Here is a 12,720-nt window from a genome sequence, read left to right as displayed (position 1 = left end):
CCCGCATGTCCGCAGCCCCGGAGTCGGCGGCCCGGGAGGCACCGCTGTCCGCCACCAAGCAGGCCCTGCTGGAGCGGCTCCTGCGCCAACCCGGCGACACCGGCGCCGGCCGGATCGGCCGCGCCCCCGCGGACGCGCCGCGGACCCTGTCGTACGCGCAGGAGCGGCTCTGGTTCGCCGACCAGTTCGCCACCGGCTCGACCGCCTACCACGTGCCGGTGGCGGTGTGGCTGGACGGCGAGGTGGACCCGGCCGCGCTGGGCGACGCCCTCGGCGACGTGGCGGCCCGGCACGAGAGCCTGCGGATGCGGTTCCCGGCCGGCGACGACGGCCAGCCGACGGTGGTCGTCGACCCGCCGGGCCCGGTGCCGCTGTCCCGGGCCACGGTCACCGCCGACGACCCCGGCGACGCCCGCCGGCAGGCCGCCGAGCTGGCCCGCGAGCACGCCGCCGACCCCTTCGACCTCGGCACCGGGCCGCTGTTGCGGGCCCTGCTCGTCGCGTACGGCCGGCACCGCTGGCTGCTGTCGGTGCAGGCGCACCACATCGTCAGCGACGGCTGGTCCATCGACGTGCTGGTGGCCGACGTGCTCACCGCGTACCGGGCCCGCCGCGGCGGGACGGCGCCGGACTGGCCGGCGCTGCCGGTCGGCTACGGCGACTACGCCCACTGGCAGCGGCACCGCCCCGGCACCGACCGGGGCCTGGCGTACTGGACCGGGCAACTGGCCGGGGTGCCCGCGCTGGACCTGCCCACCGACCGCCCGCGCCCGCCGACGCAGCGCTTCGACGGGGCCACCCACCGCTTCGAGGTGGACGCCCCGCTCGCCGCCGCCGTCACCGCGCTGGCCCGCCGGCACGACGCCACCGTCTACATGACCCTGCTCGCCGCCTACCAGGTGCTCCTCGCCGGGCACAGCGACCAGCGTGACTTCGCCGTCGGCTCGCCGGTCGCCGGGCGTACCCGCCCGGAGCTGGAGCCGCTGGTCGGGATGTTCGTCAACATGCTGGCGTTGCGGGCCCGGCTGGACCCGGACGAGTCGTTCAGCGCGCTGCTCACCCGCACCCGGCAGCTGGTCCTCGACGGCCTCACCCACCAGGATGTCCAGTTCGAGCACCTGGTGTCCGAACTGGACGTGCCCCGCGACGTCAGCCGATCCCCGCTGTTCCAGGTCACCTTCGCGGTGCAGAACTACCAGTTCCGCGACCACGGCGCCGCCGGCGACGGGCCGGCGGTCAGCTGGGAGCTGCTCGACCTGGCGACCACCCGGTTCGACCTGGAACTGCTGGTGGTGCAGACCCGCACCGGCGAGCTGTGGTGCGAGTTCACCTACAACACGGCGCTGTTCGACGCGCCGACGGTGGCCCGGTTCGGCGAGCGGTTCACCCGGCTGCTGCGGAGCGTGGTCGACCGGGCGGACGCCCCGCTGCGCACCGTGGACCTGCTCACCGACGCCGAACGCGCCGAGGTGCTGGACACCTGGGGCGCCCGGGTGGCCCGGTTCCCGGTCGAGCGGACGCTGCACTCGCTGTTCGAGGAGCAGGTGGCCCGCCACCCCGACGCGGTCGCCCTCACGTTCGACGGCCAGCAGGTCAGCTACGCCGAGCTGAACCGCCGGGCGGACCGGCTGGCCGAGCGGCTGCGCCGCCACGGGGTCGGCCCGGACACCCTGGTGGCGCTGCACCTGCGACCCGGGACGGGCACCGTCACGGCGATCCTCGGCGTGCTCAAGGCCGGCGGTGCGTACGTGCCACTGAACCTGGCCTACCCGCGGGAACGGCTGGAGTTCATCCTCGCCGACACCGGCGCTCCGGTGCTGGTCACCGACGCGGCCCCCGGCGACGACCTGCCCACCCACTCCGGGCGGGTGCTGCGGCTGGACGCCCGGGACGACGACCCGCCCGCGCCCGCCGCCCCGGTGGCCGCCCGCGCCGCCGGCCCCGGCGACCTGGCCTACGTCATCTACACCTCCGGCTCCACCGGGCAGCCCAAGGGTGTGCTGGTGGAGCACCGGCAGGTGGTCCGGCTGTTCACCGCCGCCGAGGAGCACTTCGACTTCGGCCCGGACGACGTGTGGGCCCTGCTGCACTCGTACGCGTTCGACTTCTCCGTCTGGGAGATGTGGGGGGCGCTGGCCTACGGCGGCCGGCTGGTCGTGGTGCCGCCGGAGGTGATCCGGGACACCGAACGGCTGCTGGACGTGCTGGCCGAGGAGCGGGTGACCGTGCTCAACCAGACCCCGGCGGCGTTCCGCGGCCTGCGGGCCACCCTCACCGAGACCGACCGGTCCTTCGCCGACCTGTCGGTGCGCACCATCGTCTTCGGCGGCGACGCGCTCTACGTCCGGGAGCTGCGGCACTGGCTGAGCCGCTACGGCGAGCAGCGCCCCGCGCTGGTCAACATGTACGGCATCACCGAGACCACCGTGCACGTCACCGCGCAGCGGCTGCGCCGCGCCGACGTGCGCCGCCCGGTCGCCTCGCCGATCGGCCGGCCCCTGGCCGACCTGCGCGCCTACGTGCTCGACCGGCACCTCAACCCGGTGCCGGTGGGGGTGCCCGGTGAGCTGTTCGTCGCCGGTGAGGGGCTGGCCCGCGGCTACCTGAACCGGCCCGCGCTGACCGCGCAGCGGTTCCTGCCCGAGCCGTTCAGCGGCGAGCCGGGCGCCCGGATGTACCGCACCGGCGACCGGGTGCGCTGGTGCCCCGACGGCACCCTGGAATACCTGGGCCGGGTCGACCGGCAGGTGAAGGTCCGCGGCTACCGCATCGAGCTGGGCGAGATCGAGGCCACCCTGCAACGCCACCCCGACCTGCGCGGCTGCGCGGTGCTCGCGCAGCCCGACGGCACCGGCGACCGGCGGCTGGTCGCGTACGTGGTGCCGGCCGACGGCGCCCGCCGCCCGACCGCCGGGCAGCTGCGCGAGCACCTGGCCCGCAGCCTCGCCGACTACCTGGTGCCGGCGGCGTTCGTGGTGCTCGACGCGCTGCCGCTGACCCCGAACGGCAAGCTGGACCACCGCGCGCTGCCCGACCCCGACCTGGCCGGGCAGGCCGAGCAGGAGTTCGCCGCCCCGGGCACCCCGACCGAGCGGCTGATCGCCGACGTCTGGACCGACCTGCTGCCGGTGGACCGGGTCAGCATCGACGACGACTTCTTCCTCGTCGGCGGGCACTCGCTGCTGGCCGCGCAGGCGGTCACCCGGATCCGCCGCGGCCTGGAGGCCGCCGGCGCCACCGGCACCATCTCGCTGATGGACCTGTTCCGCTGCCGCACCGTGCGGGAACTGGCCCAGCTGCTCGACGAGCCGGCCACCGCGGACCGGCCGGCCCGGCTGCTGCACGAGCTGACCCGGCCGGTACCCGACGCCGCACACGTCCGGTCGCTGGTCTGCGTCCCCTACGGCGGCGGCAGCGCGGCGGTGTACCAGGCGCTGGCCGACGCGATGCCGCCCGGGCACCGGCTCTACTCGGCGGCCATCCACGGGCAGGAGGCCGGCGGCGAGCAGGACACCCTGCCCTTCGCCGAGCTGGTCGACCGGGCCGTGGCCGAGATCCTCCGCGACGTCGGCGGTCCGCTGGTGCTCTACGGCCACTGCGGCATCGGCAGCGCCCTGGTGGTCGAGGTGGCCCGCCGGCTGGAGGCCGCCGACCGGCCGGTCGAGGCGGTGTACGTGGGCGGCATCTTCCCGTTCGCCCGCCCCCGCGGGCTGCTGAGCCGGCTGTCCCGGCTGGCCGAGTTGGAACGCTTCCGCAGCAACCGCACGTTCATCAACCGCCTGGTGGGGCGCGGCGTGGACATCGAGGAGCTGGGTCTGGACGAGGCGGACCGGGTGATCCACAACATGCGGCACGACACCCGCAGCGCCGAGGACTACTACAGCGGCCTGCTGGACAGCCGGATCGACCGGATCGCCGCGCCGGTCATCTCGGTGGTCGGCGAGCAGGACCCGGCCACCGACTACTACGGCGAACGGTTTCGGGAGTGGGACTTCCTCTCCGACACCTGCGCGCTGGTCGTGCTCGACGAGGGCGGGCACTACTTCAACCGGTACCGGGCCGCCGAGCTGGCCGAGATCGTCACCCGTACCCACCTGGTGCTGGACGCCGACGACGGCGCCGAGCTGACCCGGCCGGCCCGCGGCGCGGACAGCGACTGGTGGCTGCACGGCGTGCACCGCCGCGGCGCGGGCGGACCGGGTGACGGCGGTCCGCCGGTGGACGCGGGCCCGAGCCGCCGGCCGGCCGAGCCGAGCATGGGCCGGTTCCTCGGCGTCGCGGCCGGCCAGCTGGTGTCGCTGATCGGCTCGGCGTTCACCCAGTGGGCCATCCCGATCTGGATCTACCTGACCACCGGGTCGGTGGCCCAGCTGGCGCTGTTCGTGACCCTGGCGCTGGTGCCCGGCCTGGTGGTCGCGCCGCTGGCCGGCGCGGTGGTGGACCGGTCCAGCCGCCGGGCCGTGCTGCTCGCCGGCGACGTCGCCGCCTGGGCGGTGCAGATAGCGCTCGGCGTGCTGCTGTGGACCGACGCCCTGCAGATCTGGCACATCTACACGCTGCTGGTCGGGTTGTCGGTGGCCACCGCGTTCCAACGCCTGGCGTACGTCGCGTCGGTGCCGCAACTGGTGCCGAAGCGGTACCTGCGGCACGCCATCGGCGTGGTGGAGATGGTCAACGGCGTCGGCACGCTGTTCGTGCCGCTGTTCGCCGCCGGCCTGCTGGCGACGGTCGGCCTGGACGGCATCCTGGTGATCGACATCGTCAGTTACGCGGCGGCGGTGCTGGTCGTGGCGCTGGTGCGGTGGCCGGCGCGGATGGGCTGGCACCGGCGGGAGACGCTGACCGCCGAGATCGCCAACGGCTTCCGCTACTCGTGGGGGCACCGGCACTTCCGGGCGATGCTGCTGTTCTTCCTGGTGCTCAACATCTTCCTGGCGCCGCCGCTGATCCTGGTGAGCCCGCTGGTGTTGTCGTTCGGCACGCTCGCCGACGCGGCCCAGGTGTCGTTCGTCTCCGGGCTGGGCGCCACCGTGGCCGGGCTGACCGTCGCCCTGTGGGGCGGTCCGGCCCGCCGGCCGATGCGCGGGGTGCTGCTGTCCATCCTGGCCATGGCGGTGGCCTGCGTGGTGATCGCGTTGCGGCCGGACCCGCTGCTGGTCGCGGCGGGCGCGTTCGGGCTGACCGCCGGGCTGACCCTGACCACCGGCATCTACCGGGCGATCGTGCAGGTGAAGATCCCGCAGCGTTACCACGGCCGGGCCGCCGCGCTGAACCAGATGATCTCCTGGTCCACGCTGCCGCTGGGTTTCGCGGTGGTGGCGCCCGCCGCGACCGCGCTGTTCGAGCCGATGCTGATGCCGGACGGCCGGCTGGCCGGCACCGTCGGGCGGCTGATCGGGGTGGGCGAGGGGCGCGGCATCGCTTTCGTCTTCCTGCTCTGCGGCCTGGTCATCGCCGTGCTGGTGGCCGTGGCCGCGCGGATCCGGGCGATCGCCCGGTTCGACACCGACGCCCCGGACGCGGTCGCCGACGACCTGGTCGGCGTGGAGTCGTTGCGGCACCGGCGCGAGCCGGCCGGGACGCGGCCGGTGGTGCCGTCGCGGCCGCGGGCCGGGAGCGCCGCATGAGCGAGCGCCAGCGAGCGAATCGTCAACGCAGTGCGGTGGTGCCTCATGGCGGCACGGAGCGCAGCGGAGTGCCGGCATGAGCGAGCGCCAGCGAGCGAATCGTCAACGCAGTCCGGTGGTGCCTCATGGCGGCACGGAGCGCAGCGGAGTGCCGTCATGAGCGAGCGCCAGCGAGCGAATCAGCAGTGCAGTGCGGTGGTGCCTCATGGCGGCACGGAGCGCAGCGGAGTGCCGGCATGAGTGCCCCGGTCGCGGCGGTCGACGTGGACGTGATCATCGCCGCCGGGCCGGGCCGGGTGCTGGGCCGCCGGCGCGACGGCGAGGTGGTCCTGCCCCGGCTGCGGCTGACCGCGTCGTGGCCGCCGCCGAGCAGCCAACTGCCCGGTGCTGTCGCCGCCGAGACGGGGCTGCGGGTGGCGCTGCTCGAACCGCTGGACACCACCCTGTTCGTGGCCGAGCCGGTCGACGGCGAACCGGCCGCCGGCTACGGCTGGCACGACGCGGCCGCGTTCGGTGCGGCGTCGGTGCGGCGCTGGCGGGAACGGTCCGCGCCGGGCGGCCGCCCGGCCTGGTACCGGCCCGGCTGGTTCGCCGCCGCCACCGGCTGGCTGGACGCGGTGCTGGCCGGGCGGGGGGCCCGCCGCACCGGCCCGGTCAGCCAGATCCGGCACTGGACGACCTCGACGGTGCTGCGGGCACCCACCACCGAGGGGGCGGTGTTCCTCAAGGCGGCGCTGCCGCACCTGGTCGCCGAACCCCGGGTGATCGCCGAACTGGCCCGGACGTGGCCGCGGGCGGTGCCGGAGGTGCTGGCCCACTCGGCCGAGCACGGCTGGTGGCTCAGCGCCGACTTCGGCGTCCAGCCGCCGGCCCGCGACGGCGCGGCCGCGCTGCGCCTGCTGGCCCGCGTCCAGGCCGCCACGGCGGGCCGGACCGGCCCGCTGGAGGCGGCCGGCTGTCCGGTGCTGACGCTGGACGACCTGGCCGACCGGGTGCCGGCGCTGACCCGCCGGGCCGAGGTGTGGGATCGGGCCGGCACCGGTCCGGGTGGGCTGACCGGGGTGGCGATGTGGTTGCAGGACCGCTGCGCCGAACTCGCCGACCTCGACCTGCCGGCGGCCCTGACCCACGGCGACCTGCACCCGGACAACGCGGCGGACCGCCCGGACGGGCCGCTGCTGTTCGACTGGAGCTTCGCCCGGGTCTCGCATCCGCTGTTCGACCTGGCCGGCTGGTTGCACCAGGTGCCCGAGCCGGAGGCGCGCCGGCAGGTCGGCGCCTATCTGGACGGTTGGCGCGAGCTGGCCTCCCCGAGTGAGCTGCGGGAGGCGTGGCGGGTCGCCAAGCCGGTCGCCGCGCTGGTGGAGCTGGCCAAGTTCGTCGACCTGATGGACCGCACCGGGCCCGGCTACGAGTTCGACTACCTGCCGATGGCGGCGGTGTGGGCGCGCCGGGTCCTGGACGGCGTGGCCGGCCGGGACGCCCACCTGACCGGCTGGTGCGATCCCCGCCCGGCCCGGCTGGGCTGACCGGCCGGGCCGGCGCGGCGGGCCGGGACCACGGCCAGGGTGTGGGACGGCGCCGGGCGGGGCACCGCATCCGGTGCCGCCGGGGAGAGGATGCCGGGGTGGGAAAGACGTACGAGCGCATCGACGGCCGCCTGCGGACCTTCATCGAGGAGCAGCCGCTCTTCTTCACCGCGACCGCACCGCTGGCCGGTGACGGCACCATCAACCTGTCGCCGAAGGGACTGCGCGGCTCCTGGGCGGTCCTCGACCCGCACACCGTGGCCTACCTGGACTTCGCCGGTTCCAACGCGGAGACCATCGCGCACCTGCGGGAGAACGGCCGGATCACGCTGATGTGGTGCGCCTTCCAGGGGCCGCCGAACATCGTGCGGGTGCACGGGCGCGGGGAGCCGGTGTTCCGCGACGACCCGCGCTGGACGGAGCTGGCCGGGTACTTCCCGGACATCGACACCAGCGTGCACGGGCTGCGCGCGATCATCGTGGTGCGCGCCGAGCTGATCCGGGACACCTGCGGCTACGCGGTGCCGTTCATGTCCTACGACGCCGACCGGGACCTGCACGCCCGTCGCTTCGCCCGCGAGGACGACGCCTCGCTGAGCGACTACTTCACCAGGAAGGAGCACGTCGCGCGCAGCATCGACGGGCTGCCCGGGCTGCCGCTGCCCCTGCCGCCGACGCCCGGACCCCGCCCGGCCACGCCCTGACCGCACCCGCCGCTCCGGCGGCCGCGTCGCCGGCGCCCCGGTCAGGCCGAACGGCTTCCGTTGTCCGTCTCGGCCCCCGGCAGGTGCCCGTCGGTCTCCTCGATCAACGCCTGACGCAGGTGGCGTCGCGTCGGGCGGCTGACGAAGAACTCGGTCACCGCGGTGACCAGGCAGATCGCGGCGAGCAGCGCCAGCGACTGCGCGGCGGCGATCCGGGCGGTGAGCGGCAGGAGGGCGAGCAGCAGCACCGCCGCGGCGATCCGTGGCCAGACGACCATCCCGGCCGCCCTGCTCACCCGCCGCTGGAACGCCGCGTGTGCCAGCAGGAACAGCGCGACCCCGCCGTACATGGCGAAGCGGCCGAGGTCGTCGAGCGGGTCGCCGCGGCCCTGACCGCGCACGTCCCCCATCAGCGCGGGGGTGTGCTTGAGCCCGACGGCCAGCAGGATGATGCCGGCGATCATCGGCAGGTGCAGGTAGGTGTAGCCGTCCCGGGCGAGCACCACCCGGCGTTTCTGGTCGGCCTGGCGCAGCGCGTGCTCCCCGGCCAGCGTCGACAGGTCGAAGTAGATCCACTCCAGTGCCCCGGCGACGACGACGGTGAGCGCCGAGGCGATCAGCAGGCCCGGTGAGTTGGGGATGTCGCTGCCGGCGAGGCCGACCGACACCAGCACCTCGCCGAGCGCCACGATGATGATCAGGTTGTGTCGTTCGGCCCAGTGCCGGGCGGAGAAGATGGTCCGCTCCGGGACGGGCATCGCCATCCCGCAGCCGTAGTCGACGGCGACCGCCAGCGCCCAGAGCACCACCTCGCCGAGGCGTACCCGCTCGGGTGGGAGGAAGGTTTCGGGCAGCAGCGCCGCGGCCAGCAGCAGGCCGGTGGCGACGGTCACCGGCACGGTGAGCGCGGCGATCTCCCGGCCGGTCAGGCCCGGCGTGGCGTACAGCCGCAGGCCGAGGTAGAGGATGCGCACGACGGCGAAGCACCCGACGAACCACAGCGCCGTGTTGACCCCGCCCGGGGCGTCGTCGAACGCCTCGCGGATGTTGACGGCCAGCACGAACAGCACCGGTGTCACGGCCAGGACCACCAGCCGGGACAGTCCGTAGTTCGCCCGGACCCGGTTGCCGAGCCACGCGAACAGCGACCAGGACCACCACAGCAGGGTCAGCACCAGCAGTCCGTGGATCACGCCGAGCGCGTCGTCCTCCGCCGTCATCAGCGTGGTGACCTGGATGAAGGCGAACACGAACACCACGTCGAAGAAGAGTTCCGCGGTGGTGACGGGGGTCCGCTCGGACAGCGGTCGCAGTCCCGGGCGCACCTTTGCGGTCATGGATCAGTGGATGCCGGCCATCAGGGCGCGGATCTGCCGGGCGAACATCACCGCGCCCAGCCCGAGCGCCACCGACGCCAGCCCGAAGGTCAGGAAGTACACCGGCTCGGACCAGGTGTCGGCGAGGCGGGCCACCTGCCCGCCGATCGCGTCGCCGACGGCGGTGGCCAGGAACCACAGCCCCATCATCTGGCTGGCGTACTTCACCGGCGCCAGCTTGGTGGTGGCGGACAGCCCGACCGGGCTCAGCGACAGCTCGCCGGCGACCTGGATGGCGTACACCGCCACCAGCCACCACGGGGAGACCAGGTCGCCGCCGACGGCGGCCTGCGCGGCGGCGGCCATCAGCACGAACGACAGGCCGTTGAGCACCAGGCCGACGGCGAACTTCGTCGGGGTGGAGACCCGGTGCCCCAGCCGCAGCCAGAGCAGCGCGAACAGCGGCGCCCCGATGATGATCAGGATCGGGTTGACCGACTGCAACCAGGACGCGGGGAAGGTGAACCCGGCGACGTCCCGGTCGGTGCGCTCGGCGGCGAAGAGGTTCAGCACCGACCCGGCCTGGTCGTAGATCAGCCAGAACGCGGCGGCGAAGACGAACAGCCACACGTACGCCTTCATCCGGCTGCGTTCGGTGGCGCTGAGTTCCCGGTCCACCATGATCCGGGCGAAGTAGCCGATGGTGACCACCACGGTGACCGCGGCGAGCAGGTTGACCACGGTGTCGACGGTGAACAGCCCGGCCACGGCCAGCACGACCACCGCCACCAGGATCGCGGCGGTGGCGAGCCCGACCCGGGTCAGCGCGCGGCGGCGGTCCGCGCCGAGCAGCGGGTCGGCGGGCCGGGCGCCGGCCTCGCCGAGGTTGCGCCCGCCCAGCACGTACTGCACCACGCCGAAGGTCATGCCGACCGCCGCCGCGCCGAAACCCAGATGCCAGTTGATCTTCTCGCCGAGGAAACCGGTGATCAGCGGCGCGATGAACGCGCCGAGGTTGATGCCCATGTAGAAGATCGAGAAGCCGGCGTCGCGGCGCGGGGAGTCCCGGTCGTACAGGTCGCCGACCATGGTGGAGATGTTGGGTTTGAGCAGCCCGGTGCCGAGCACGATCAGCGTCATCCCGGCGAACACGCTCCACCGCGCCGGCACCGCCATCACGTAGTGGCCGGCCGCGATGACCACACCGCCCCAGAGCACGCTGCGGCGGGCGCCGATCAGCCGGTCGGCGACCCAGCCGCCGGGCAGCGCCATCAGGTAGACCATCGCGTTGTACGAGCCGTACACCGCGTTCGCGGTGGACTCGGCCAGGCCCAGCCCGTCGTCGGCGAGTTCCGCGGTGAGGTAGAGCACCAGGATCGCCCGCATGCCGTAGAAGCTGAACCGCTCCCACATCTCGGTGAGGAATAGGGTGGCCAGGGCCCGCGGATGGCCGAAGAAGGTCCGCCCGGCGGGCGGTCGGTTCGCCACCGGCGCGTCACCAGCCATCGCAGCCTCCGCTCTGCTCGGGCGGCTAACATCCCCGTTGGCAGCGAAAACACTCCACCGATTCCGCCCGGCCGGGACGACCCCGCCGGGCGACTGGCATGGCCGGCTACCCTTGGTCAGGCTCGACCCGTGCGGCGGCAGCGCCCGGGGCGGGAATGGCCCGGCGGAGACGGACCGTTACACCTGAAGACCAGCACCACGAACGAGGGGAAGTCGATCATGGGCGAGCGTATGCTGCGCGGTAGCCGGCTGGGCGCGGTCAGCTACGAGTCCGACCGCAACACGGAGCTCGCGCCGCGGCAGACCCGCGAGTACCTCTGCGCCAAGGGTCACCAGTTCGAGGTGCCGTTCGCCGTCGACGCCGAGGTCCCCACGACCTGGGAGTGCAAGTTCGACGGCAGCGTCGCCCGGCTGGTCGACGGCAGCGAGCCGGAGCAGAAGAAGGCCAAGCCGCCGCGTACCCACTGGGACATGCTGCTGGAGCGGCGGTCCATCGCCGAGCTGGAGGACATCCTCGCCGAGCGGCTGCAGGAGGTCCGCACCCGCCGCGGTCGCGCCTGACCGCACCGACACCACGGCGCCCCGGGAGGAAACCCTCCCGGGGCGCCGTCGTCCGTTCCGGGCCGTCTCAGCGGCCCGGCTCGACGATCTCCCCTTCTATGGCGCGGCCACCGTCGACCACCGTCGGCTGCTCGGCCGGACGCGGGGCCGGCTGCGGCGCGCCCCGGCGCACCCGCACCCGGCGGGGCCCGAACAGGTCACCGGCGACCATCGACGACACCCGGCGCTCGGCGGCACGTTGCACCCCGGAACGGGCCAGCCGCCGCACCGGCGGCACCAGCAGCAGCAGCCCGACCGCCCCGCTGACCAGGCCGGGGGTGGCCAGCAGCAGGGCGCCGGCGAGCCCGACCAGGCCGTCGGTCACCTGCCGCCCCGGCGGCTGCCCGGCCTGCGCGGAGGCCCGGAAGCCCCGCCACGCCCGCATCCCCTCCCGGCGCAGCAACACCAGCCCCAGCAGCGACACCGCGAACACCACCAGCACCGCGGTCCCGAACCCGACGGCCCGCCCGAGCAGCACGAAAACCGCCAGCTCCAGCGCCACTGCCAGCAGCAGGGCCAACGGTACGAACCTCAGTCCCCGGCGCATGTCACCCCATCCCGTCCGCACGTCCCGCCCGTCCAGCATGACACGCCCCCGCTCAGGGCCACCGCACCTGACCGGTGGGGGTGCCGTGCAGGCCGCGCCGCACCGCCAGCCGGCGGTCCTGCACCGCCCAGCCGGTGATCCGCCACAGCGCCTCGGCCACGATCAGCGGGCTCATCTTGCTGCTGCCGCGTTCCCGCTCGGCGAAGGTGATCGGTACCTCGACGATCCGCACGCCGGCCCGGTGCGCCAGCCGGGACAGCTCCACCTGGAACGAGTACCCCTGGGAGCAGATCGACGCCAGGTCCAGCCGGCGCAGCGCGTCGAGCCGGTACACCCGGTAGCCGCCGGTGGCGTCGGAGACCGGCATGCCCAGCGCCAGCCGCGCGTACAGGTTGCCGCAGCGCGACAGCAGCAGCCGCCGCAGCGGCCAGTTCACCACCCGCGCCCCACGGGTCCACCGCGACCCGATCACCACGTCCGCGTCCCGGGCCGCCGCCAGCAACGCGGGCAGGTCCTCCGGGGCGTGCGACCCGTCGGCGTCCATCTCCACCACCGCGTCGTAGCCGCGCTGGCGGGCCCATTCGAAACCGGCCAGGTAGGCCGCGCCGAGGCCCTGCTTGCCCTCCCGGTGCAGCACGTGCACCCGCGGGTCGGCGCCGGCGAGGGCGTCGGCGATGGCCCCGGTGCCGTCGGGGCTGTTGTCGTCGGCGACGAGGATCTCCACCTCGGGCGCGGCCCGGCGCACCCGCGCCACGATCCGGGTGACGTTGTCGGCCTCGTTGAAGGTCGGGATCACCACCAGCACCCGACCGGGGCCGGGCCGGTCCGGGCCCGGCCGCCGGACGTCGGTCGCCTCGCCCACCACGTCGATTACCCCCTCCGCCGCCCGGG

Annotated in this window: 8 protein-coding genes; 4 read left to right on the top strand and 4 right to left on the bottom strand. The window is 74.3% G+C overall.

Features of this window, described 5'->3' with window-relative positions; genetic code table 11:
* Positions 1–5 precede the first annotated feature (5 nt).
* From SM577_RS23490 to SM577_RS23480, 3 genes are all read left to right on the top strand, one after another.
* Positions 6–5,627 carry an amino acid adenylation domain-containing protein gene (locus tag SM577_RS23490; protein ID WP_474587978.1) on the top strand — a complete coding sequence of 1,874 codons (5,622 nt, stop codon included), beginning with the start codon at positions 6–8 and terminating at the stop codon, positions 5,625–5,627.
* A gap of 236 nt (positions 5,628–5,863) precedes the next feature.
* Positions 5,864–7,156 (top strand): phosphotransferase, encoded by a 1,293-nt coding sequence (locus tag SM577_RS23485; RefSeq protein WP_474587977.1) that lies wholly within the window; start codon positions 5,864–5,866, stop codon positions 7,154–7,156.
* 98 nt (positions 7,157–7,254) lie between these two features.
* Positions 7,255–7,860 carry a pyridoxamine 5'-phosphate oxidase family protein gene (locus SM577_RS23480; protein WP_474587976.1) on the top strand — a complete coding sequence of 202 codons (606 nt, stop codon included), beginning with the start codon at positions 7,255–7,257 and terminating at the stop codon, positions 7,858–7,860.
* A 41-nt stretch (positions 7,861–7,901) separates the two neighbouring features.
* Here SM577_RS23480 and SM577_RS23475 read toward each other — a convergent pair whose 3' ends face one another.
* Entirely contained in the window at positions 7,902–9,197 is a 1,296-nt protein-coding gene (locus SM577_RS23475) for a low temperature requirement protein A (RefSeq protein WP_474587975.1), read from the bottom strand.
* Positions 9,198–9,200: 3 nt separating this feature from the next.
* Positions 9,201–10,682 (bottom strand): peptide MFS transporter, encoded by a 1,482-nt coding sequence (locus SM577_RS23470; RefSeq protein ID WP_474579793.1) that lies wholly within the window; start codon positions 10,680–10,682, stop codon positions 9,201–9,203.
* 219 nt (positions 10,683–10,901) lie between these two features.
* Here SM577_RS23470 and SM577_RS23465 point away from each other — a divergent pair, with 219 nt between their 5' ends.
* Positions 10,902–11,243 carry an RNA polymerase-binding protein RbpA gene (locus SM577_RS23465; RefSeq protein WP_046564157.1) on the top strand — a complete coding sequence of 114 codons (342 nt, stop codon included), beginning with the start codon at positions 10,902–10,904 and terminating at the stop codon, positions 11,241–11,243.
* 67 nt (positions 11,244–11,310) lie between these two features.
* Here SM577_RS23465 and SM577_RS23460 read toward each other — a convergent pair whose 3' ends face one another.
* Both SM577_RS23460 and SM577_RS23455 read right to left on the bottom strand, forming a co-directional pair.
* Positions 11,311–11,829: an FxsA family protein gene (locus SM577_RS23460; protein ID WP_302922688.1), complete on the bottom strand. Its 519-nt coding sequence runs from the start codon at positions 11,827–11,829 to the stop codon at positions 11,311–11,313.
* 52 nt (positions 11,830–11,881) lie between these two features.
* Positions 11,882–12,691, bottom strand: coding sequence for a polyprenol monophosphomannose synthase (locus SM577_RS23455; RefSeq protein WP_302922689.1), 810 nt, complete (start codon positions 12,689–12,691; stop codon positions 11,882–11,884).
* Positions 12,692–12,720 lie beyond the last annotated feature (29 nt).

This window comes from Micromonospora desertarenae, from assembly GCF_056150265.1.
Note: the sequence above shows the minus strand (reverse complement) of the source record. Positions and strands in the feature narration are given on the sequence as shown.

Excerpts from the sequence above, each read along its gene's own strand:
- SM577_RS23470 (WP_474579793.1), bottom strand. The coding sequence starts at position 10,682 with ATGGCTGGTGACGCGCCGGTGGCGAACCGACCGCCCGCCGGGCGGACC.
- SM577_RS23475 (WP_474587975.1), bottom strand. The coding sequence starts at position 9,197 with ATGACCGCAAAGGTGCGCCCGGGACTGCGACCGCTGTCCGAGCGGACC.
- SM577_RS23465 (WP_046564157.1), top strand. The coding sequence starts at position 10,902 with ATGGGCGAGCGTATGCTGCGCGGTAGCCGGCTGGGCGCGGTCAGCTAC.
- SM577_RS23490 (WP_474587978.1), top strand. The coding sequence starts at position 6 with ATGTCCGCAGCCCCGGAGTCGGCGGCCCGGGAGGCACCGCTGTCCGCC.
- SM577_RS23485 (WP_474587977.1), top strand. The coding sequence starts at position 5,864 with ATGAGTGCCCCGGTCGCGGCGGTCGACGTGGACGTGATCATCGCCGCC.
- SM577_RS23460 (WP_302922688.1), bottom strand. The coding sequence starts at position 11,829 with ATGCGCCGGGGACTGAGGTTCGTACCGTTGGCCCTGCTGCTGGCAGTG.